Consider the following 22,481-nt stretch of genomic DNA (forward strand, 5'->3'; position numbering starts at 1 on the left):
AGGGAATTTGGGTCTTAGAGAGCTCCTGCAACTGCCTTGATTGGCTCCCTGAACTCTTCTATTGAGCCGAATACGTTACCCACAAGTGCAGAGGTCTTCTCTACAGAGAACATCTGTGTACCTGCGTCAAGTGAGACTGCTGCACATACACAAGGAATTGCAAAACCTCTGGAGTGTCTGGTAACAACGTGGTTACCGTTGAAGATACCTGGTCCGCCACCACCATAGATGGAGTGACTGAAGAATGAGAATCCTACTGCAGTACCCTGTGCCCTACCCATGTCACAGCCTGGAAGACCTGTTTCCTTCTCAAGGATGTCATTGAAGTAAAGGATAGTTGAGGATACGTTCTGGGCTGCCCTTCCGGCACCACAGTTTACCATTGTTGCTGCAAGCTGACCTGCTGCTGCACATGCATTCCACATGGATACGTCATTTGCCTTGTAGAAGTTGTATCCGGATGGTGCGGTCTTGTCAACTGATATCACACCAAGCTCAAGAGCTCTGTCGACAACGGACTGGACCACAGTACCGATCGTACCGTTCTTACCGTTCTCTTTTACAATGTCGTAAACGACGTTGTTTGCATTAAGACCCTGGAATGCGAAGCCAAGTAACTGGTGTCTCTCGAAAGGACCTACAGCGTTACCCATCTCGTACATACCTACCTGCTCGAAGATGGATGAAAGTGCTGCTGCATTCATTGCCTTCTTACCGGTGATTGCTGCAATGTGGTTTGTTGTGATGTTCCTCATTGAGAAACCAAGACCCTCATTGTTCTGTGGGATACTGAGAATGGATGCGATGTTTCCACCGGACATGTCCATGGTCTGTGGGTAGCTTCCCCATACAGCGGACTTTACGATAGGTGCATCGAACATGTCGGTGTTGAACATGTCAATGATGGTCTGGACGACTGCTGCACCTGTTACGGTACTTGCGGATACGTAGTCTGCACCAACCTGTGCCCTTACACCTGGGACCTGGACGATCATCTGCTTTCCGCCGCCAAGTTCCTTCACATTGGTGTCGTCATCCTCGCTTACGCTAACGAGCTTTGCTACGGCATCCTGAATTGCGCCTGCATTACCGACTATATCGTAGTCAAGCTCCCTGCCAAGGATCTTTTTACCTTTTCCACCCATGGAACCGGTCTTAAGTGCTTTCTCGATTCCAGCGAGGTTTACTGCAACAGTCCTCTTTGTATCTTTAATGATATTTTGAATCGCTGCGTTTCTTGTTGGCGCAATATCCATAAGATCAACGCCGCTTTCCAACAGTTTACCTCTGTCGTCATAAATGTCTATTTTATCAGACAAGTATATTTCCTCCTATGTTTCTATTCAGAAATAACCCATTATGGAAACGCACAGACCACACGAATGAAAGTCAATTACTTTGTACCACATAGTAATTTCTGTACGAATGCTTTCCATTGGGAATTCTCGGATTTATTAAGCAACAATTAGGTTTAAACCTTTTGCATCGTTTTTGACAATATCGTTATCATTGAACACGCGACATGAAAAATAGAATGTATTGTCAACCAAAATGGCATTATGTAAAACACAACGGTTATTTGAAACATAGTAAAGAATATGAAAGACATCAGGTCGATCTGGCCTGATAGCCGGAGAGTGAATAGCATATATAGGATTTATATTTGCCGGCAAAGCTTTAAGTACCCCTATACTGAGTAATCCGTTCTATGGAGATCATAGCTGACGTAGGAGGCAATCCCGGCATAGATTGCAAAGGTTTCTGTACATACTGTTATTTCAGGAAAGTAAAAGAAAACCCGCCATTTGGATGCAAATACTGCTTCCCTTTCAAAAAAGGCTGCGATTACTGCACCAGAGGTGTCAGGGAGTCGTATTCCGGTTTCAAGCCAGGGGAATATGTTTTCCAGGAACTCTACCAGAAGCTCAGGATGAAACCGCAGAACATTGACAAGATAACCATCAGTGGCGGCGGGGACGTCAGTTGTTATCCCGATCTTATGGAACTTGTTGCAAACCTGGCACAGTTCGGGCTGCCCATTCATCTTGGATACACAAGCGGGAAAGGCTTCACAAAAGGTGATGAAGCGGAATTCTTTATTGAATATGGAGTAAAGGAGGTTTCTTTTACAGTATTTGCCACCGACCCCGCCCTTCGAAAGGAATATATGCACGATCCAGAACCGGAAGCAGCACTGGAAGTATTGCGCCATTTCTGCCGGCATTGTGATGTGTATGCTGCGATCGTCCTCATACCCGGGATAAACGACGGCGATATCCTGGAAAACACACTGCATGACCTGGAAGAGATGGGCGCCAGGGGAGCCATACTCATGCGCTTTGCCAACAGAACAGAAGAAGGCCTCATACTGAACAACGCTCCCATTATGGAAGGCATCCGGACCCACACCATCGATGAATTCGTAAAGATAGTGCGGGATTCTGATGCAAGATATAACATCAGGATAACAGGAACCCCCCTTGAGGACCCCATGACAGGCTCGCCGTATGCTATCAGAAACGATAAAGAAGCCCTAAAAAAACTACCACCTGTCAGAAAAGAAGCTACAATACTTACCAGTCGTGCTTCTGCAGAGCGGCTTCAGGAGATCTTCACAAAGCTGGGAAGTACAGTTAATATCGTTGCCGTGGATAAGGATATAGGCTGCCTGATAACCATCGATGACCTGGAAAATCTTGACCTGAAAGATGTGAAGGAAACAGTCATAATCCCGGGCAGGGCATTCGTACATGACCCTGAGGCAACAGCCATACTATCAAGGGACGGAATGCAGCGTTTTGTGCGCAGAGGGCCGGATATGCTAACCTATGATGGAGAGATGTCAATAGGACTTTCCAAAGAAGATGTGCTTAAGTTTGAAACAGAACAGTTCACAGAGCTCATTCATGCGATAAATGCTATTGGTATGCCGGTAAATGCCTGACACAGACACCAGAGATACCATCGTCATAAAACAAAAAAGAAACGTTCACATGAACTCCAGCAGTCCGGTCTGTTTGGAACGATCGTTCTCAAAAAGGGACTTCATATCAAGTCCCAGCAGTTCGATCCTCTGTTTTGTATAACTTGAGACATTATATTCATGTGCCACTTTCCTTGAGACCTCAAGATACTTTTTCACTGCACCCTCATGAACTGTAAGGATAACACGCCCGCCACATTTGGGGCAGACACCCGTAAGAGGAGGCCTTCGAAACTTTGCAGCACACTTAAGACACCTTGTGCCCTGTCTTGAAAAGGCCCTGAGATTTCCGAACATGTCGGGCAGGAAATGGGATATCAGCACCCTTTCAGCCACATCTGAGGAATCCACTGCACGTATCTTATCTGCCAGTGCCAGCTGTGCGTCCATCTTCTCAATCATACTTCCAAGGGTCTTGTAGGCGCTGTGAAGGGGACCTGCAGCAATATCACGGGTATCATGGGTGAACATGAAATGGTCATACTGCTCGGGAGTACCCAGCCTTCCACTTATCAGATCCATTTTTGATTCAAGTTCCTTTGGATTTGTATACTCAAGGGTGGCCTCATAGAACTCAAGTGGATAATGGTCACATACATCGATATTATGCGCCTCTTTATCAACCTCACTGGGATCTATCCTTGTGGTAAGCACAAGAGGAGCATCCATTTTCCCACCTCTCTTTTCAGGCAGATAGTCCCTGGAAAAGTTTATAAGTCCGTCCATCAGCAACATCACGCAATCCTCATCCCCGTCGCAGTTCCTCCTTTTAGCTGCATGGAAGAAAGGGTGCGCATATCCAACCGATGCCTTTGTAAAACCAACAAGCCTCCCAAGCACACCTGCAGAAGTATGAGGAGCAAGTCCCATAAGCATCACACCCACAAGATCCTCAAGTTCCTCAGACTTATAGTAAGGCTCCTCATGATAGTACTTCACAAGCAGATCATCGATATATTTAGTTATTCGAAGAAGATATTCGCCACAGTCGTACGAAACGACCAGATCCTGCACTTTAAGGCAGACCACCTGATCACCTGTTTCAAGGGGCTTACCGTATATATCCTCGATATAACCTATCTGCTTCAGTTTATTCACACTGACCCCAAGTTCATCAGCGCGTATATGTGTCAGAGGGATATCCGACATATCGTACCTGACGGTCCCGTCCTTGAAAGTGAAAAGATCATGTTTGGCACGCAATATACCTTTTTCAAGAGGTTCGGGGGTCATGGACCCGGACATCATACGCTTGACACCTTTTACCTCGATATTGTCCCTTTCACCAAGCCTTTCAAAAGCAGCCTGGTAGATAGCCTTGAAATCGATGTTCTGCATCTTCACACAGGTGGTCTTTGTACCGCATTTCGGACACTCCTCTTTCTGCACTGATATGCCGCACCTGGGGCATGAAAGACGGGGAACTGTGAACTCGCCGCATTCACAGCGATACCGGAAGGTATCCGTCCCGCAGGCAGGACACACCCGATTACCTATCTCGACCCGTATATGCCCGACCTTACCATTCATGGAAGCCATGTAACCGGCTGCAGCTTCCATCTTACGGGTATTGCCGGCCGAATCTCCTATAGGGAACAATACGTGAGGTGCCGGGGACATCTTCCTCTTGTTTGATTTTTCAGGACGTCCCATCCTTGCACCGATCCTGACAGGTGCACGTGCCCTGACATCAAGACCACTAAGTTCATTGACAGCGCCCAGTGTATCCGTAGCCTCCGAAATCTCACTTTTTATCCTAAGGTCATTGTCAAGACCCAGGCACCTGACAAAAGGCAACGGTTCAGCAATGGAAATCTTACCCTCAATGACCCTGTGCAGGACAAGCAGATCCTCAAGGGTAGTCTTTATCCCTTTTTCCACAGACATGTTCAGCGGCAATTCAAGGAATTTGAAGTCCGTTGAAAGTACACCATTCCCGGATACAAATGAAATAAGCGCATTGAACTCATCAAGGTTGATATCGTGCCAGAGATACGTAAATGCAGGATGCAGTGGAGCACTGTATTTATCGCAAAGCTCCAGTGAAAGTTCCTGGGAAGGAGATATCAGTTCCCGGCGGGAATAAGAAGAGTTGCCGGCAAGCTTCTTAAATTCCTGAACCCACCATTCAAAACAGTACGAGGACGGCACAAGAGGATGGTTGTTCTCAAGGAAGTCACCGAAATTTATCAGTATCTCCCCTATATCAACTATGCATTCCACATCCGTATGAACCTGTTTTGCAAGTTCCTCATCATCCACACGTATAAGATCCCCGGACCTCAGGCGAACTGTCGGACCTTCTATGCTGTCCACGGGTGCCATCCCTGCCGCCTTTCCGGGACGCTCGACCTTAAGCTGGGTACCTGCAACTATGAAACTGTCCATTATATACATACTCGCAGGACTTATGCCTGAGGCTGCAAAAGACGTGTTCCTGGACCTCCCATACCTTAACCTGAATCCTCCGGGACGCATAGGATGAGAGAACACCGGCCTTCCTGCGATCAGGTCGCGCAGGTATTTGTCCTTTGGTTTTACACCTACAGAACCATCATCATCATCCTTTCCTGCACTCTTGGTCCCTGCTATGAGCCTGTCCAGCCATTCCCATCCATCCATACGGAGCTTGTTAACATGCTTCTGGACCTTGGGGGCCTTCAGTGCCAGCCCCTCAGCAAGCACAAGCGCCATACCTCCACGCACCCTGTTGCTCTTTATCCTGTCAAGGTTCCTGTAACCCTCAACCTCTTCAGCTTCTGTGGGCTCTCCATCGATACATATGGGGCAGTTCTCAACTATCAGCCTTATCTCATCCTCTGACGGAGTGTACTGCAGGGTTGCCACGCGCCTGTATAGCAGGATCTCCTCAACGTATCTCTCAACCTCTTCCTTACGCGGCTTGTACCTGTCAATACCCACCGCACGACGCACATAATCCCCCACAAGCACAGAAAGTGCCTGGGCAGTACCTCCGGCACTGCGTATAGGACCGGAATAATAGATCCTGATAAATTCGCTCCCATCATCGTTCTTATCAACATCAACACGGTCGATACCCTCAATAGGAGCAGCTACAACCCCTTCTGTCAGCATAGCAACGGATACACGGATAGCTGCCTCGATTGCCTCTGACTTTGACCCGAACTCTCCCACCGCACCCTCTGCAACTGCCTTACCTATTGCCAGGGCACCTTCCTCACGGGACATGGTTTCCTCGAACCTGCGTATCTGCTCTGCAACACCTTTGACACCTATTAGATTCTCCACTCTGTCTGCGAGGTCCTTAGCAAGAGGTATCTCTATATGAGGCCTGGGATCTGCACCTTTTGAACGCGCACGGTTTGCAATTTCTATTTCAGCATGAAGCTTTGACTCAAGCGCTTCAAAATAATCCCTCATGGAATCGCTTACTACTATTTCACCCATTCAGAACAGCTCTCTTTATTGAATGTGTACTTAGGCCTTTGTTGTTAAAATCGTTTTCCTGCAAAAATCACCTGTTAATTTCTTATAAATTTACCTGTATTATTTATATAATAACTGCAGATATACCTTATAACTGTTTTATAGAAATAATGGGAAAATATATAATTCAGGATGGATGTGTATGAAAAAACAAGTCATCATATTAATAGTGCTACTAAGTATGCTTATGCCTGTGGCAGGCGCAGACGTGGTTAACGACCTTGAACTTAAGATCAACGACTACAATGAGAATACAGACCATGTCCCTTCTTTCCTTAAAAGTCTCCTTGGAGATGAAGTGATCAAACTGGTGATAACGACAGATAACGGCCAGGAAACCTACCTGAAAGTAGTTACTGAAAACGCATATATTATCTCTTTTGAAGAAATAGACGCTACTACCGGGATAGAAGAAACAATAAGCATAAGAACAGATGAAACCACAGTCCAAAACATACTTGGATCTGATGATCCCCTGGGAACATTCCTTGACGCAAAAGACAGTGGCAAGATAGTGATCAAGCCAGTTGGCTTTATGAAGAGCATTGCATTTACTTTAGCAAGTACTGTCCTGAAACTCTCACAAATGCTTGGTTTTGTATGATATTCAAAGATATAAAAATGAATATCCGGGCATGGTCAGCGGATCTCCAGTCCGCTTGCCATTTCCCTGTACTCGCGTCCTTTATCAGTAGTCCTGAAAATGCTACCTTTTTGCTCAATCAGCTGTTTTTCCTCAAGCCTTATGAGATACTTGTTCGCAATTGTCGAATTAAGGTTTGCCCCATAAACGATCTGTGTTTTTTTTGCTCCATCCATGGCTATCTTTAAGATAGCAAGAGTAATATCTAATCTGCTCCGCCTGATAATAATGCCCCCCAGCATATTATATAATTGCACCACTTATACCAACGATATATTATTCGTTAATAGCACACATTTATTTATTAGAAGTATTATTGAACACCTATTTAATATCATCGATATGTAATTTTACTAAGTAAATATGTTACTAATTAAATAATACCTGGAATACTGGAAAAAGTGCGGAACCTGCCTGCAACAGTTAGATTTATAATTAATACTGCAATAGTGATATCGTTTATCCCAGATGCGGGAGTAACCAAGCGGCCAACGGTGGCAGACTCAAGATCTGCTCGCGCAGGCGTTCGGGGGTTCGAATCCCTTCTCCCGCACCACACCAAAGGTGATCTTTTTTGTCAGGAACTATTGATCATGATACCATTGTATCTGCTGTTGTCGATATTCTAGAAAAGGCCCAGACCACATTGCCACAGGACGTCATCAGATCCCTGGAGAAAGCAAAGGAAAGGGAAACAGCCCCGGTTGCAAAGGAACAACTTGAAGCCATCCTCAGAAATATAGAGATAGCCGGCAACAGGAAAGTTCCCATATGCCAGGATACGGGGATACTCATATTCTTCGTGGAGCTGGGGCGAAAAGCTGTTATTGATTTTAATCTGGAGGAGGCCATCCATGAAGGCGTTAGGAAAGCCACCAGATCCATCCCGCTGCGTCCCAATGCGGTGGATCCGTTAAGCCGTGGTAATACAGGAGATAACACCGGACAGGGCATCCCGGACATCAAATATGAGCTTACCGAAGGCAGCAGCATAAAAATAACCGTTGCTCCAAAAGGTGCAGGCTCTGAGAACATGAGTGCTATCAGAATGTTCAACCCCACAGAAAAGGACAGGATACGCAACTTCGTCCTTGAGACCGTGCTCAATGCGGGTGGCAAGCCATGCCCACCTATCATAGTTGGCATCGGGATAGGGGGTTCCTTTGATAAAGCTGCAAGACTTGCAAAAGCTTCACTGCTTGAAAACACAGAAGACATGACAGAGGAAGAGCGCATGTTCCTTGCAGATATAAATTCCCTGGGAATAGGACCTATGGGACTCGGGGGAAGAACAACAGCACTGGCAGTGCACATCAAAAAATCACATTGCCACACGGCATCCCTTCCTGTAGCCGTGAACATACAGTGCTGGGCAAACCGGCATGCATCAGTGATCCTGGGTGGTGATGAGTGATGGAATACAGGCTCAGAACACCACTGAAAAAAGAGGACATACTTAAACTGAACACTGGCGACATAGTATATCTCAGTGGAACCGTTCTTACAGCCAGGGACGAGGCTTACGCCAGGATACTGGAAATGGCAAAAGAGAAGAAAGAGCTGCCTTTTGACCTTGAAGGCTCCGTTATTTACCATTGCGGCCCCCTTATGAGAGAAAATGCGCAAGGATGGGAAGTAGTTGCCGCAGGACCTACAACAAGTGCCCGCATGTCAAAAATGACACCAAAGATACTGGAACTGCACCAGATCCGTGCCTTTGTAGGAAAGGGTGGCATGGACAATGTAAGAGAAGCAATGGCAAAAAAGGCCGTCTATCTGGCATTTACAGGAGGATGTGCAGCTTTAGCTGCCATGGCTATTGAAAAAGTGACCCGGCTCCATTGGCCGGACCTTGGCATGCCGGAAGCCGTATGGGAACTTGAGGTAAAGGATTTTGGCCCACTTGTAGTAGGAATAGACTCGCACAACAAGGACATGTTCCTTGATGTCAGAAAAAAAGCAAATGAAGCTTATTCGATAATCGAATAAGCAATTCTTTGCAACACAGCTCAGATAACAAAAGTGAACACTACCCAGGCTACAAGAGTGAGTATGATCGAGTGTTTAAGGCCCTGGAAAACCGAACTTTCACCCATCTGGCCCGCAACAAGTCCGCTCATGAACCCCTGGATGATAGCCGTGTGCATCATCAGCCGCGTATATTCGGCCGGATTGAAAGAACCTATGAACTGGTTTCCTGCACCAGCCGCTGCAGCAGCTTTTCCTGCCTCAGCCATGGTGGGCACAAAAGTGGATGTCAGCATGGCTATCACAAAAAGGAAAACAAAGAACGACATGTAAGTGATGACCACATAGACCATCATGTTACCACGCCTTTCCCGCTCCAGTAATTTCACTTCCCTTGCATCACGGGCAGCAGCCTCAAGAACTGCAGCTACGCGACCTCCGGCCTTACTTGCCTGGGTTATGAGGGAAACAGACCTAATAATGATCGGTGTTGATATCCTTTTTGCAAAATTCTGCAGTGACTCTTCAAAAGAGACACCCCAGGACATAGCAGCATCCATGCTCTGGACTTCCTTTGTCAGGGCACCGTACTCACCTTTTGAAACGGTATTTACAGCCCTTGGAAGAGTAAGCCCGGCCCGGCTCATTTCAGATATGTCTCTCAGGAATGTCGGGAGATACTCTTCTATTTTATCGGTCCTTTTGAACTTCTTATGGAAAGTAATGGCAGGAGGAGTAATAGATATCAGGACCGTGAACACAATTACATCATCTATAAGAGGAGTGCCCCAGACCGCAGTCATTCCCATAATAAAGAAGACCAAAGCAAGCGGAACGCTCAGGAAAAAGGTATATTCCGGATGAAGGTAAAGTGTTTTAAAGGGATCCTTGAAGAATTCCCTGAGAAGTACATTTTTTGTTGCCTCCTCCATTTTTGCATTTATGAGGTCATCTTCAAGATCGCAAAGTTCCTCCTCTGTAAGCAGATCACATGATCTGGATCCTCTTTTGAAAATCTCAAGTATCTTCATTCTAGGCCTCCGGAGTAAGGGTACTGATAAGAATAACATACATAATACTTCCAATTGGTATCAATGCATAGATAATGAGATAAAGGAAGATCATCTGAGCATTCCCCATTATTGACATGATGGATATGACAACCACAAGGAAAAGAGGACCTGCAACAAAAGCTGTTACATATGTTTCTCCAAGAAGACCCAGTGTCTCAAGGAATTCTTTCTGGTTCTGACGGTTCTCCATTATATACTGCTCGGTCTTTATCTGGAAATAAGGTTCAAGCTGACCACCTGATGTAACTACAGTAATGGCACCCTGCAGGAAATCCTGCAATGCAGCCGAAGGAGTAGTCAGCGAAAGGTTTTTCATTGCAGTGACCAGGTCATGGCCAAGGATCTCAAGATCACGTACCAGATAGCGGCATTCCACTGACATCTCACCATATATGTCATTGTTTGCAAGTGACCTGAAAAGATCAACCGGAAGAACACCTGCACCTGACATTGCCGACATGTAATTCACAGCATATGGAAGCATGCTGTCAATCCTTCTTTTCCTGTCACCCGCCATAATAACAGGATATAACTGGAACATCTTGTAAACAAGAACAAACACAAGTCCGGTAACAAGCAAACCCAGAACAACACCTATCACAATTGACTTGTACTGAAGATATGGGGCGACCCATCCTGGAAACATAATCCTTGTTGCTTTTAGTTCCGGGACACCGAACACCATAAGAAGCAAACCGATGCCTCCAAGAGCTAAAAAGGCACAAATGACAGAACTTAGAAGTGCACCGGACATGTACACATCATATACCAAATCCATCCTGTTCTTCAGGAGGTTATGGCGAAGGCCAAAGTATTCAACTCTTTTCTTTTCATAATATTTTCCGAAAAGGTTGTAAGCAAAGGTAAAATACATATTAGCCATATAATTCCTGCCTTACGACTTTCATGATCATTTCAGGTTCACGGTTATAGGCTACCACGATCTTGGCAAAATCCCTGAAATGAGTTACCTTTTTTGTACGCGTCCACTCAAGGATATCCTGTCTTCTCTTTAGCTCATCACGGACTTTCTCTTCTGTCCAGCCACGGCTTTCCATTACACTTTCTATAATGTAGGACCTGCCGGAGTACTGGAACATATCCCTTGCGGCATCCCACACGAAAACATCATTAGTAAGCAGCTCACCTGTCCGGGGGTCAACACCGACTACCTCGGTCAGGGTCTTACAGCGCCTTACACGTTCATCAGCCACTTTGACCTGTACCTGTATTGCTACAAGATCAAGGGCCTGTATCATTATCCTGGGTACATTGATCGGGGGATTTTCGAGCCTGTGTACAACCGACTGAACTGAATCGGCATGCATTGTTGAGAATGTAGTATGGCCTGTAGACATTGCCTGGAAAAGCACATAGGCCTCAGCTCCTCTAACCTCTCCTACAAGAATGTATTCCGGCCTCTGCCTCAATGATGCCCTCAGCAGCTCATACATCTCAATGGAACCTTTATCCTCACCTGCAAATGCCTGCCTGGTAACACCAGGTATCCAGTTGGGATGTGAAAGATTTAACTCTCTTGTATCCTCAATAGAGACTATCTTCATCTCCGGCTGGATGAAAAGTGAAACCGCATTCATTGCTGTGGTCTTACCGGATGCTGTGCCTCCGGCAAAGATGAGGCTTTTACTTGAATCCACAGCAAGCCACATGTAAGCCATCATCGCAGTGGAAAAAGTATGGAACTCTATGAGGTTAGCAGGTGTGATAGGATTATCCTTGAATCTCCTGATAGTGAAAGTAGTTCCGCGGGTCGTTATTTCCCTTCCCAGTGTCATCTGGATACGGGAACCATCGGGCAGAGTGGCATCAAGCAGAGGTTTTGCAATAGAAATATGCCTGCCACATATCTGGGCGATGCGGATAGCAAAGGAATCCAGCACATCATCCGACTGGAACTCGATATCTGAAGGTATGGAGTTGTATTCTTTGTGATATATGTATACAGGAGTGTTGGGACCATCACACGATATATCCTCAAGGTAGGGATCCCTCATCAAAACGTCTATCTCACCATAACCTATGTAGTCACGGACAATGTGGTACATTATCCTCTCACGTTTTCGGGGAGAGATATTTATCTGGAATTCCTTAAGATAGTTTATTACATTTTCCTTCAAGAACTCTTCTGCATTCTTACGGGATATCTCTTTAAGGTTGACATCCAGTGTTTCGATAAACTTCAATTTAATAGCATCAAGAAGTTGCTGTTCCTTTTCACTTAGAACAGGTTCAATGGCCTGATACTGGAACTCGTGGGCCTCGGGGTCATAAGCAATCCTTACATAAGCATAAAGTGGATTCACCTCATATAGCTCGACTTCCCTGTAGCGACTGTCAACAGGCATCGTAAGATCCACAATAGGACCGTGCTCAACAACATTATAAGGCTCAAGGTTCACTTTTTTTCTGGAAAAGAGTTTGCCTACACGATCCATTAGTGAATCTTTATTTTCTTCATCCACAAAGAGATCTTCTTCTACAGGCTTCTCGCTGAACATATCCGAAATAGCTTTCTGCCACATAGACTCCCTGTCATCTACATGGATATCTTCATAAGAAGGAATATATGGATCTCCTAGCCTGCTCTTAAGACTCTCGATACTTACTGGTTCGGCATCAGGAAGGATCAGGTCTGCGAGCTCATTGATCATATAATCTTCATCAGCAGGTAACAAAGACCCGGGAATCTTTTCTTCACGATCCCTGTTTTCTTTTTGTGCACCTTTGCCTGGTATATCAGATGAAGCTACAGGATCCTCAAAAGAATCGGTAGCTGCGTCTTCAGAAACATCATCTATTGTTATTTCCGGATATAACAGAGGATCTTCCATCCCATCAATGACAGGACCGTCATCCTCTGAAACTACAGGTTCAAAGGAAAGATCTCTTGTATCATCAGCATCCTCGCTTCGGTCACCAGGAACATTATTCAATATTATCAACCCCAATATTAGTGATCATCTTAATCATCTTCACAAATATTATCATGTTATTCCCTATAAGAATTCAACAGATGCTCAATTTTTGTTCTTTGATAATGAGAATCTCTTACCCTTCTTTTTCGGTTCCTTTAATTCTTTGAACGTGTCCGCTACAGGAACCTTTATTCCTGCTATTTCGGCTGCCTGCCTGTTGAAACTGACAGCTGCAAGTGATCCTGGATACTTAATTACTACCGGTGCTTTAAATGCCAGAGAATTCCTTACGTTATTATCTTCTGCAATTGTCTCTAAGATCCTAAGACCAAGGGTACCCTCTATTCTCTCCCTGCTTAATTCGTTTTGAGTGACACCGGTCCGGTTAAGCAAGACACCCCTGAAAGGCTTTTCCATGTTCTCAGAAATTGCCTTGATTTTCATTGCACCTGCAAGGGATACTATATCCGGGGTCATTACCTGTATGATCTCATCTGCAAGTGATATGGCATGAATGGAATTTATATTGATACCTGTAGGAGAATCAAGTATAATGAAATCATACTTGTCTTTCACACTTTCAACAATATCACCGATTATCTGGGTATTTGCATTTACAAAACTATGGAGGGAAATGCTTCCGGGCAGAACATGCAGATTGTTGGGGCCATCGTATATGGCATCTTTCAATTCTGCGCTGCCTGATAGAACATCGTGAAGTGTCGCCTTTGATGTATCCAGGCCCAACATCAATCCAATGGCAGGCATTCCGACATCGGTATCAATAATTAGAGTTTTTTTCGCAAAACCTGCAAGGGCAGAACTGAGACTTATAGAAACAGTTGTTGTGCCGACACCACCCTTCCCTGAAATGATAGTAAAGATCTTTGCTGTCATAAAATGCCTCGATTCATTATTAACTATGGATTGTTCCATTTCAAATTAAAGACTCGTCTAATGGACCTGATATTAAGTACATCCTACACTTAATACCACTTATAAATATAAATAAATATCTATATTATTTGATTTCTAAAAATTATAGCACTATTTGAAATATGATGATGAAGCATCTTGTGTACATGTTACCAGCTGAAAAAAAGGACATAAGACTCTACCTTTATCATGCAAAACAATGTGATCCTAAAAAATGCACCGGAAAGAAAATGGCACGTTTCAAACTTGTGAATCTTTTTGAGAAGATAGACAGAGTGCCTTCAGGCTCCATCCTGCTTGATCCGATGGCTGAAAAAGCACTATCTCCTGCAGACAATAGCAGAAAAGGCATAACAGTCCTTGACTGCTCATGGGAGGAAGTTGAAAGAGTGTTCCCGCAACTGTTAAGAGCAAGACTGGAGCATCGTGCGCTTCCATACCTTGTAGCTGCAAACCCGGTGAACTTCGGAAGACCCTTCAAGCTCACATCCGCAGAGGCTTTTGCCGCAGCATTGTATATACTGGGAAACAGGCAACAGGCAGAAGCCATAATGTCCAAGTTCAGGTGGGGACACACCTTCCTTGAACTCAATCATGAGCCACTGGAAGAATATTCCCAGGCCAGGGACAGTAAAGATATACTGAGGATACAAAGCGAATATATGTAGGCAATATATGTGGTCAATACATGCAGACAAAAATGACATAATCTTAAACTGAAAGGTGAAAAGTGATGATACAGATAGGAGTCATCGGAGCAGGAACGTGTGATGCCCGGATCCGCAGAATTGCAGAAGAGGTTGGCGCAGAGATTGCAGGAAAAAATGCCATGCTTATCTGCGGAGGACTTGGAGGTGTGATGGAAGCATCTGCAAAAGGTGCCAAAAGAGCAGGAGGAATTACAGTAGGAGTACTGCCCGGGGACAATCGCCTGAGTGCAAATCCCTATATAGACATAGCAATTGTAACTGAAATGGGACATGCAAGAAATGTCATAATAGCACGCTCTGCAGATGCCCTCATAGCCATCGCAGGAGAGTATGGTACTCTTTCAGAGATCGCTCACTCCCTTAAAATGGGCAAAACCGTAGTAACGCTGGAATCAAAATGGGATATCGAGGGAACCATAAAGGCAAAGGACCCAAAAGAGGCCGTCAGGATAGTAATTGACAGCATCGGGCAAATCTAGGATCGACCATTGCTCCTTTATCGTCATATCTCAAGGTCGATACCCAGAGGACAGTGATCTGAGCCCATAACCTGCGGCATGATGAAAGAATCCTTTATTTTATCCCTTATATTCTCACTTGCAAAGAAGTAATCTATCCTCCAGCCAACATTCCTTTCCCTTGCTCTTGTCCTCATGCTCCACCAGGTATAATTATGGGGCTCTGTATTGAACATCCTGAAAGTGTCCACATAACCATTGTCCAGTAGTTTGTCTATCCACGCCCTCTCCTGTGGAAGGAAACCGGATATCGTTTCGTTCTCTTTAGGGCGAGCAAGGTCTATTTCCCTGTGGGCAGTGTTCACGTCACCGCATATGATTAGCTTCTTACCCTTTGCCTTCAGGGTATTGGCATACTCAAGGAAGGCATCATAGAATTCCATCTTGTAATCAAGTCTTTCAGATGATGCTTTACCATTGGGAAAATATATGTTAAAGAGGACGAAATCCCCGTAATCCGCTATCTGTGTCCGGCCTTCACTATCGAACTTCTCTATACCGAATCCGCATTTAATATCGACAGGTTCCTTTTTACTATAAAGTGCCACGCCGCTATAGCCCTTTTTCCTGGCAGAGACAAAATAATTGTGATAACCCTCCACTTCTACCAGCTCCAAAGGCAGTTGATCCTTGTTAGCCTTTGTTTCCTGGATACAGAGAATATCAGGTCTTTCTGTATCGAACCAGTCGAGAAAACCTTTTTTGTGAACTGCACGTATACCATTGACATTCCATGAAATAATCCTTGTTCTGCCCATTCTTAATCTCCGGGATATTTGCTGCTTATTTAATTTCTAATATATTAAGTAGCTTGCCAGAAAAACTCCTTTAACGTTTGCATAAACAAATATAATTATAGGAATAAAGCACATTAGTAATAAAGAGATACATTACCAGGATAAAGAAATATTTACATTTTGAAAAGCAAACAAAAAGCTGTCTTTGGCAGTATAAGATAGTCTTGATATTATATGATAATAAACTTTAAATAGGAATAATTCTTATTTAAAATATATTCTTACATAAGACTGGATAAAAGATAAACTGCAAAGAAGTTGACAGAAATGAGACAGTCGGACATCAAGTACACAAACCAGCGGATTGAGATCCTGGATTTCCTCAGGGAATTTGATGGTCATCCTACTGCAGATGATGTCTATGAGGGAGTAAGAAAAAAATTAACACGGATAAGTAAAGCAACTGTTTACAATAATCTTAAGTTCCTGGCCGAAAAGGGCCTGATCAAGGAGGTGAATGTAAAAGGAGTTTCGAGATTTGAATCAAATCTGGTACCACATCATCACACAATCTGCATAGAATGCGGAGATATAAAAGACTACCAATCTGAAGAACTGAGTGAATATGCTATGAAGATAGCAGAAGAGATAGACGACTTTAAAATAGAATCATCAGACACTAACTTTTACGGAATATGCAAGAAATGTATGGAGGAATCATAACATGGATGGAGAAACAGTAACAATGCCACTTATTGGCGACGATGCACCAAGCTTTACAGCAAAGACAACAATGGGAGAGATCAATTTCCCAAATGATTATAAAGGAAAGTGGGTAATCCTTTTCAGCCACCCGGCAGATTTTACACCCGTATGTACCACAGAGTTCATGACCTTTGCAACGATGCAGGAAGAATTCAGGGAACTGAACACTGAACTTATCGGCCTTTCCATTGACAGTATCTATGCACACATAGCATGGCTTAGGACCATCAAAGAGAAGATCGTCTACAAGGGAATGAAAGATGTGGAGGTCAATTTCCCTGTAATTGAAGACCTCAGGATGGACGTTGCAAAGAAGTTTGGAATGGTGCAGCCACAGGCATCCACGACCCAGGCCGTAAGGGCAGTGTTCATGATGGACCCAAAGGCAAAGGTCAGGGCCATCGTTTACTATCCGCTCTCCAACGGAAGGAACATGGATGAGATCAAGAGACTACTTCTGGCGATGCAGAAATCAGATGCTGAGAACGTAGCAACCCCTGCCAACTGGCAGCCAGGGGACGATGTGATCATTCCGCCACCCGGATCATGCGGTACTGCAAAGGAAAGGGTCGAGACTCAGGAAGAAGGCAAATACTGCCTTGACTGGTTCATGTGCCTTAAGAAACAATCTTAAATACCGAAGAACAGATATTATCCATAGGTGACCTATATGGGAACAAAAGGCATAGAAATCCTGGGCTTAGATGTCAATGAATTGATTAACTTACTGAACAAGGCACTTGCAGATGAATGGTATGCATACTACCAGTACTGGGTAGGTGCTAAGGTCATCAAAGGTCCGATGAGGGAAGCAGCAGCAGCAGAACTCATTCAGCATGCAGCCGATGAACTGCGCCATGCAGACATGGTTGCAACAAGGATCATACAGCTTGGTGGCACACCTGTGCTTTCCCCCAAGGACTGGGAAAAGTTCAGCAACTGCGGATACGATGCACCTGAGGATCCTTTCGTCAAGAAGATCCTTGAGCAGAATATCAAAGGCGAGCAGTGCGCTATCCAGGTCTACAATTCAATTCTTGGCAAGGTCAAGGATAAGGACCCTGTTACATACGAGATCGTGCTTCAGATCCTTACCGATGAGATAGAACACGAAGATGACCTGCAGGCCATCATGGAAGATATAGAGCTTATGCAAAGAAGGGATTAAACCTTCAAATCTGGATAGTGATTGGCATTTCCTGCCCCTGACAGAAGGACAGGAAATGTTTCATCTGTTTTTTTGTGCCGGACACCTTCACGTTACATTAAAATATGAACCTTATTCTGGTGTTGTTTTTGCCTAAAGTTTAAACAATGTGTATCTTTTTGATTTGCGATAGATATATTTAGAAGAATGCTTTTTAGATTTAATCATTAAATAACCGTGTAAAAATAAAGATTATTAATAAGAAGTATCAAAATAAAAGGTCATAAAGACCATTGAATCATCTATCACACTATTTCAAAGATCACGGAGATAACATGCATCTCATCATAGCAGAAAAACACATCGCAGCAAAAAGGATAGCATCAATACTGGCACCAGGAAAGACAAAACAGGTTCGTGTAAGCGGAGTGGACACCTACGAATACGAGTCCGATGAAGGAAAAAAAATATTCATGGGGCTTAGCGGACATATTGTAAAACTTGATTTTCCGGCTGCTTATAACAACTGGCAAAAAGTGGAGGCGAATGAACTAATTGGTGCTGATATCATCACAACTTCCACACAGGTCAAGATAGTGGCTGCATTGAAGAAACTGGGAAAGACAGCCACAAAGGTTACCATTGCAACTGACTATGACAGGGAAGGAGAACTCATCGGGGTAGAGGCCCTGGAAATAATAAGGCAGGTAAACCAAAATATTGAATTCGAACGTGTGCACTACAGTGCAATAACCCCAAAGGCAATTGATGATGCATTCTCAAACCCCACGAATGTGGATTTTAACCTGGCAGATGCCGGACATTCAAGACAGGTCATAGATCTTGTGTGGGGTGCATCACTAACCAGATATATATCCCTTGCAGCCGGACGTCTGGGGAAGATGTTTTTGTCTGTGGGCAGGGTGCAGTCACCCACTCTTTCTTTGATAGTCGAACGTGAGAAAGAGAGGGAAGCATTTATTTCAAAACCATACTGGGAACTCTCTGCAATCTTAAAAAGCAAAAGCGGAGAAGAATTTAAGGCAGAGCATCGCACAAAACGTTTCTGGGATAAGGAAGAAGTCGATGCAGTAATGCAAAAAATATCTGTCGGTGATGAGGCTTTAGTGACAGAGCTGACCACCTCCGAGAAGATAGACAAGCCACCAACGCCTTTTAACACCACCGAATTCATCAGCGCCGCAAGCAGCATTGGTTTTACTGCAGCTAATGCCATGAGGATTGCTGAAACACTTTACACTAACGGTTTTATCTCATATCCGAGAACCGACAACACTGTGTATCCGGAAAGCCTTGACCTGAGGGCACAGATAGAGATATTCAAGACCGGGGCTTTTAAACAGTATGCTTTGAAGTTGCTTGAAAAGAAAGAACTTATACCTACCAAAGGCAAGAAAGAGACAACTGATCACCCGCCGATCTTTCCTGCATCCCTTGCCAGGAAATCCGATATGAACGAGCAGGAATGGAAACTTTACGAGCTTGTCATCAGGCGTTTCTTTGCCACTTTTGCCGACCCTGCAAAATGGGAGACCATCCGGTCAAAGTATGATATCAAAGGCGAGGAGTTCAAAGCCAATGGTGCAAGGCTTGTAGAGCCCGGGTGGAGATGGTACTACCATTACAACGCACCGGAAGACAGGCTTATTCCTAAAATGGAAGAAGGTGATGTTCATTCCGTAACAAAGGTAGATGTTGAGGCAAAGGAAACGCAGCCTCCGGGAAGATATGGACAGGGAAGGCTCATTAAGATCATGGAAGAGATGGGACTTGGGACAAAAGCAACCCGTCATGAGATAATAAGTAAACTCTACTCCAGGGCTTATGTTCACGGCAATCCTCTGCAGCCTACAAAAACTGCGGTTGCTGTTGTGGACACCCTTGAAAAGTTCGCACCTACCATATCCAAACCGGACATGACCAGTAAGCTTGAGGCCGACATGGACAGGATAGCTGAAGGCGGGATACCTGAAGAGGATGTGCTGAATGAGTCCAGGGAAATGCTTGAACTTGTGTTCAATGAACTTGAAAAGAATAAAGATGATATCACTGAATCCCTGAGGGCAGGTCTTCGTGAGGATAAGATAATAGGTAAATGTTCCCAATGCGACTCAAACCTGATGGTCATGAGATCAAAAAGAGGAGGGCGCTTCATAGGATGTGAAGGGTATCCGGAGTGTAATTTCTCACTGCCTCTGCCACGCTCCGGACAGGTGGTCGTGACGGACAGGTTCTGTGATGAGCACGGGATGTATCATATACGTATCATCAATGCAGGGAAAAGACCATGGAACCTGGGTTGCCCGCAGTGCAATTTCCTTGAATGGCAGAAATCCCGGGAAGAAGAAAAGGAAAAAGAAGGTGGAAACAGGGAGCGCCCAAAGAGCATAAACGATATAAACGGCATCGGAAAGGTCACGGCAGAAAAGCTTGCAGATGCAGGAATTTGTAGTGTAGATGAATTATGCGCAGCAGATGCTCTGGAACTTGCAAAAGTTACAAGTATACCTATCAAGAAAATAAAGAACTGGCAATCAGAGATAGCCTGAAAGGAAAATGGTATATATGGAACTGGAATTTAAAGGAGCATGCCGGGAGGTCGGAAGATCAGCAGTCCTTGTAGACGAAAAGCTTATGCTCGATTACGGGGTCTCTCCCGGAGAGAATATACAGTATCCTTTAAACGGCTCACGCCCTGAGGCTGTGTTTGTATCCCACGCCCACATAGACCATTCTGGTGCTGTTCCAAATCTTATGGACCTTGAACCTGACGTATTCATGACACCTCCTACTTTTGATCTTGCCCACATGCTGGCAAAGGACACCCTGAAAATTGCAGAAAGGGAGGGTGAGATGCCAGCATATGATCCCATTGAGCTTACAAGATTTGCACATCAGACAAAGCAGATTGATACAGGGGTGGAATTCCACACACACGGATATGATGCACAGTTCTTTGATGCCGGCCACATCCCGGGTGCTGCGGCCATATACCTCAAGGACAGGGAGAACAAGAGCCTGTTCTACACAGGTGATATCAATACGGCAGACACAAGACTGGTTTCAGGAGCCATTGAGTTTCCCGACTCAGACATACTTATAACGGAAAGTACTTATTTCGGTGATGAACACCCTCCCCGTCGTGAAGTGGAAAAACAGTTCATTGATTCTGTCAGCGATACACTGGACATCGGAGGCAGCGTCATCGTCCCGGCCTTTGCGATCGGGAGGACCCAGGAGATACTTATGCTGCTGGATGCCCACGGCATCCGGGCCCATGTTGATGGCATGGGAGTACAGGCCTACAGGATAATGGCAAAGCACCCCGAATATATACGCAATCCCACCCACCTTAAAAGGGCATTTGACAATGCCACCATGGTGAACGGCCACAAAAGAGATAGCATGCGTCTTGAATCAACGGTTATCGTAACAACCGCAGGCATGCTCAACGGAGGACCGGTCCTCTATTACATAAACAAGCTTTACAGGGACCCAAAGTCAAAGATAATACTGACCGGATACCAGGTAGAAGGTACCAATGGAAGGATGGCAATGGACACCGGCAACATTGAGAACGATGGCGTCATCCAGCACCTTAAACCGAAGGTCGAGCAATACGATTTCTCTGCCCATTCCGGAGACAGGGAGCTTAAGGAAATGGTAAAGGACTTCTGTGACAGGGGAACAGAATATGTTTTCACTATGCACGGAGATGACTGCGAAGGATTTGCAGACTGGGTCAAAGAAGAAACAGGAGTCCAGGCTTTTGCTCCACAACTTGGTGAACGGTTCTCATTATAAGGAATAGAAAAGAATCCCTGAAATTATCACCTACAGACATGAAGTACCCGGATACTTCATATCTTCATTCATCCTTCTGGTCTTTGCCATTGCTACTTTAAGATTCTCGATCGCATCCACATGTTCAGGATCTATCTTCAGGACCCTGGTAAAGCATTCAGCTGCATCCTCATACTTTCCAAGACCATAATAGGCAAGACCTTTCTTATTCCATACAACTGCAAATTTATTATCAAGTTCGATCTCTTTGTGGACCTTGCTGTAACATTCGATAGCCTCGTTATGTTTCCCCATCATACCGAGTATGTCGCCCTTATTGATCCAGGCATTGTCATTGCAGGGGTCTATTCCAAGTATCCTGTTGTAACATTTGATAGCTTCTTCATAGCGGCCAATGTTAAAAAGGATCACACCCATGTTACACCACACATCAACATCGTTTTTATTAAGGGATACTGACCTTTTAAAACACTCCAGTGCCTCATCATCCCTTCCAAGAAAAGAAAGAGCTATGCCTTTATTGTTCCACACCAGAGCCATGGCCTCATTGCTCCATAGTTCAGGATCCAGATGATCGCACTCCAGTATAAGAGTAAAATATTCTATTTTCTCTTCCGGATCTTCGGCGTCAAAAGCTAATTTGAACCATTCCTCCGGCGTATCATAACCCATCCAATCAACCAACTCCAGGAACAATAAAAACTCACTGTTGCATCACTTATGCCAACAAGATCTCAGTTTTTGTATCCCTTAATGTACATAACATATTAAT

Annotated in this window: 20 protein-coding genes and 1 tRNA gene; 12 read left to right on the forward strand and 9 right to left on the reverse strand. The window is 44.6% G+C overall.

Translation table 11 applies throughout. The features are described from left to right. Nucleotides 1–14 precede the first annotated feature (14 nt). A complete protein-coding gene (gene mcrB / locus V7O64_RS04470) occupies nt 15–1,319 on the reverse strand; it encodes a coenzyme-B sulfoethylthiotransferase subunit beta (protein ID WP_407356829.1) in 1,305 nt (434 codons plus the stop codon). Between the two features lie 389 nt (nt 1,320–1,708). Here mcrB and mmp10 point away from each other — a divergent pair, with 389 nt between their 5' ends. Beyond that, nucleotides 1,709–2,944: a methyl coenzyme M reductase-arginine methyltransferase Mmp10 gene (gene mmp10 / locus V7O64_RS04475; protein WP_407356830.1), complete on the forward strand. Its 1,236-nt coding sequence runs from the start codon at nt 1,709–1,711 to the stop codon at nt 2,942–2,944. Between the two features lie 45 nt (nt 2,945–2,989). On the opposite strand, the gene V7O64_RS04480 is transcribed toward mmp10, so the two are convergent. Beyond that, entirely contained in the window at nt 2,990–6,412 is a 3,423-nt protein-coding gene (locus tag V7O64_RS04480) for a DNA polymerase II large subunit (RefSeq protein ID WP_407356831.1), read from the reverse strand. A 181-nt stretch (nt 6,413–6,593) separates the two neighbouring features. Between V7O64_RS04480 and V7O64_RS04485 the strand changes: the two genes are divergently transcribed. After that, nucleotides 6,594–7,055 (forward strand): hypothetical protein, encoded by a 462-nt coding sequence (locus V7O64_RS04485; RefSeq protein ID WP_407356832.1) that lies wholly within the window; start codon nt 6,594–6,596, stop codon nt 7,053–7,055. Nucleotides 7,056–7,090: 35 nt separating this feature from the next. On the opposite strand, the gene V7O64_RS04490 is transcribed toward V7O64_RS04485, so the two are convergent. Next, nucleotides 7,091–7,336: a winged helix-turn-helix domain-containing protein gene (locus V7O64_RS04490; protein ID WP_407356833.1), complete on the reverse strand. Its 246-nt coding sequence runs from the start codon at nt 7,334–7,336 to the stop codon at nt 7,091–7,093. Nucleotides 7,337–7,564: 228 nt separating this feature from the next. On the opposite strand from V7O64_RS04490, the gene V7O64_RS04495 reads away from it, so the two are divergent. From V7O64_RS04495 to V7O64_RS04505, 3 genes are all read left to right on the forward strand, one after another. Continuing rightward, nucleotides 7,565–7,650, forward strand: a tRNA-Leu gene (locus tag V7O64_RS04495). An 18-nt stretch (nt 7,651–7,668) separates the two neighbouring features. Then, complete coding sequence (locus tag V7O64_RS04500) at nt 7,669–8,508, forward strand: fumarate hydratase (RefSeq protein ID WP_407356834.1); 840 nt, start codon at nt 7,669–7,671, stop codon at nt 8,506–8,508. Beyond that, nucleotides 8,508–9,083: a FumA C-terminus/TtdB family hydratase beta subunit gene (locus V7O64_RS04505; RefSeq protein ID WP_407357257.1), complete on the forward strand. Its 576-nt coding sequence runs from the start codon at nt 8,508–8,510 to the stop codon at nt 9,081–9,083. The genes V7O64_RS04500 and V7O64_RS04505 overlap by 1 nt, the downstream gene beginning before the upstream one ends. 20 nt (nt 9,084–9,103) lie before the next feature. On the opposite strand, the gene V7O64_RS04510 is transcribed toward V7O64_RS04505, so the two are convergent. From V7O64_RS04510 to minD, 4 genes are all read right to left on the reverse strand, one after another. Next, nucleotides 9,104–10,093, reverse strand: coding sequence for a type II secretion system F family protein (locus V7O64_RS04510; protein ID WP_407356835.1), 990 nt, complete (start codon nt 10,091–10,093; stop codon nt 9,104–9,106). A 1-nt stretch (nt 10,094) separates the two neighbouring features. Further along, nucleotides 10,095–11,018, reverse strand: coding sequence for a type II secretion system F family protein (locus V7O64_RS04515; RefSeq protein WP_407356836.1), 924 nt, complete (start codon nt 11,016–11,018; stop codon nt 10,095–10,097). Further along, nucleotides 11,011–13,089, reverse strand: coding sequence for a type II/IV secretion system ATPase subunit (locus tag V7O64_RS04520; protein WP_407356837.1), 2,079 nt, complete (start codon nt 13,087–13,089; stop codon nt 11,011–11,013). The genes V7O64_RS04515 and V7O64_RS04520 overlap by 8 nt, the downstream gene beginning before the upstream one ends. Nucleotides 13,090–13,173: 84 nt before the next feature. Further along, a complete protein-coding gene (gene minD / locus V7O64_RS04525) occupies nt 13,174–13,968 on the reverse strand; it encodes a cell division ATPase MinD (protein ID WP_407356838.1) in 795 nt (264 codons plus the stop codon). Between the two features lie 185 nt (nt 13,969–14,153). Between minD and V7O64_RS04530 the strand changes: the two genes are divergently transcribed. Continuing rightward, nucleotides 14,154–14,675 carry a DUF367 family protein gene (locus V7O64_RS04530; RefSeq protein ID WP_407357258.1) on the forward strand — a complete coding sequence of 174 codons (522 nt, stop codon included), beginning with the start codon at nt 14,154–14,156 and terminating at the stop codon, nt 14,673–14,675. Nucleotides 14,676–14,740: 65 nt separating this feature from the next. Further along, complete coding sequence (locus V7O64_RS04535) at nt 14,741–15,196, forward strand: TIGR00725 family protein (RefSeq protein WP_407356839.1); 456 nt, start codon at nt 14,741–14,743, stop codon at nt 15,194–15,196. 23 nt (nt 15,197–15,219) lie between these two features. Here V7O64_RS04535 and xth read toward each other — a convergent pair whose 3' ends face one another. Continuing rightward, on the reverse strand, nt 15,220–15,993 hold the full coding sequence (gene xth / locus V7O64_RS04540) for an exodeoxyribonuclease III (protein ID WP_407356840.1): 774 nt from the start codon (nt 15,991–15,993) through the stop codon (nt 15,220–15,222). 306 nt (nt 15,994–16,299) lie between these two features. On the opposite strand from xth, the gene V7O64_RS04545 reads away from it, so the two are divergent. The 5 genes from V7O64_RS04545 (at nt 16,300) to V7O64_RS04565 (ending at nt 21,709) form a co-directional block, all read left to right on the forward strand. Next, the gene (locus tag V7O64_RS04545) at nt 16,300–16,695 is read left to right on the forward strand and encodes a Fur family transcriptional regulator (protein WP_407356841.1); all 396 of its coding nucleotides are present in this window, start codon (nt 16,300–16,302) and stop codon (nt 16,693–16,695) included. Nucleotides 16,696–16,717: 22 nt separating this feature from the next. Then, on the forward strand, nt 16,718–17,371 hold the full coding sequence (locus V7O64_RS04550; protein WP_407357259.1) for a peroxiredoxin: 654 nt from the start codon (nt 16,718–16,720) through the stop codon (nt 17,369–17,371). 36 nt (nt 17,372–17,407) lie between these two features. Next, nucleotides 17,408–17,905, forward strand: coding sequence for a ferritin-like domain-containing protein (locus V7O64_RS04555; RefSeq protein ID WP_407356842.1), 498 nt, complete (start codon nt 17,408–17,410; stop codon nt 17,903–17,905). Nucleotides 17,906–18,219: 314 nt separating this feature from the next. Continuing rightward, complete coding sequence (locus tag V7O64_RS04560; protein WP_407356843.1) at nt 18,220–20,454, forward strand: DNA topoisomerase I; 2,235 nt, start codon at nt 18,220–18,222, stop codon at nt 20,452–20,454. A gap of 16 nt (nt 20,455–20,470) precedes the next feature. Continuing rightward, nucleotides 20,471–21,709: an MBL fold metallo-hydrolase gene (locus V7O64_RS04565; protein WP_407356844.1), complete on the forward strand. Its 1,239-nt coding sequence runs from the start codon at nt 20,471–20,473 to the stop codon at nt 21,707–21,709. A 30-nt stretch (nt 21,710–21,739) separates the two neighbouring features. On the opposite strand, the gene V7O64_RS04570 is transcribed toward V7O64_RS04565, so the two are convergent. Then, nucleotides 21,740–22,405, reverse strand: coding sequence for a tetratricopeptide repeat protein (locus V7O64_RS04570; RefSeq protein ID WP_407356845.1), 666 nt, complete (start codon nt 22,403–22,405; stop codon nt 21,740–21,742). Nucleotides 22,406–22,481 lie beyond the last annotated feature (76 nt).

It is taken from the genome of Methanolobus sp. WCC5 (assembly GCF_045690325.1).
In the GTDB taxonomy this organism is placed as follows: Archaea; Halobacteriota; Methanosarcinia; order Methanosarcinales; family Methanosarcinaceae; genus Methanolobus.

Coding starts and splice junctions, on each gene's coding strand:
- V7O64_RS04530 (WP_407357258.1), top strand. CDS start 14,154: ATGTTACCAGCTGAAAAAAAGGACATAAGACTCTACCTTTATCATGCA.
- V7O64_RS04505 (WP_407357257.1), top strand. CDS start 8,508: ATGGAATACAGGCTCAGAACACCACTGAAAAAAGAGGACATACTTAAA.
- V7O64_RS04510 (WP_407356835.1), bottom strand. CDS start 10,093: ATGAAGATACTTGAGATTTTCAAAAGAGGATCCAGATCATGTGATCTG.
- V7O64_RS04545 (WP_407356841.1), top strand. CDS start 16,300: ATGAGACAGTCGGACATCAAGTACACAAACCAGCGGATTGAGATCCTG.
- xth (WP_407356840.1), bottom strand. CDS start 15,993: ATGGGCAGAACAAGGATTATTTCATGGAATGTCAATGGTATACGTGCA.
- V7O64_RS04555 (WP_407356842.1), top strand. CDS start 17,408: ATGGGAACAAAAGGCATAGAAATCCTGGGCTTAGATGTCAATGAATTG.
- V7O64_RS04490 (WP_407356833.1), bottom strand. CDS start 7,336: ATGCTGGGGGGCATTATTATCAGGCGGAGCAGATTAGATATTACTCTT.
- minD (WP_407356838.1), bottom strand. CDS start 13,968: ATGACAGCAAAGATCTTTACTATCATTTCAGGGAAGGGTGGTGTCGGC.
- V7O64_RS04535 (WP_407356839.1), top strand. CDS start 14,741: ATGATACAGATAGGAGTCATCGGAGCAGGAACGTGTGATGCCCGGATC.
- V7O64_RS04485 (WP_407356832.1), top strand. CDS start 6,594: ATGAAAAAACAAGTCATCATATTAATAGTGCTACTAAGTATGCTTATG.
- V7O64_RS04480 (WP_407356831.1), bottom strand. CDS start 6,412: ATGGGTGAAATAGTAGTAAGCGATTCCATGAGGGATTATTTTGAAGCG.
- V7O64_RS04515 (WP_407356836.1), bottom strand. CDS start 11,018: ATGGCTAATATGTATTTTACCTTTGCTTACAACCTTTTCGGAAAATAT.
- mmp10 (WP_407356830.1), top strand. CDS start 1,709: ATGGAGATCATAGCTGACGTAGGAGGCAATCCCGGCATAGATTGCAAA.
- V7O64_RS04560 (WP_407356843.1), top strand. CDS start 18,220: ATGCATCTCATCATAGCAGAAAAACACATCGCAGCAAAAAGGATAGCA.
- V7O64_RS04550 (WP_407357259.1), top strand. CDS start 16,718: ATGCCACTTATTGGCGACGATGCACCAAGCTTTACAGCAAAGACAACA.
- V7O64_RS04565 (WP_407356844.1), top strand. CDS start 20,471: ATGGAACTGGAATTTAAAGGAGCATGCCGGGAGGTCGGAAGATCAGCA.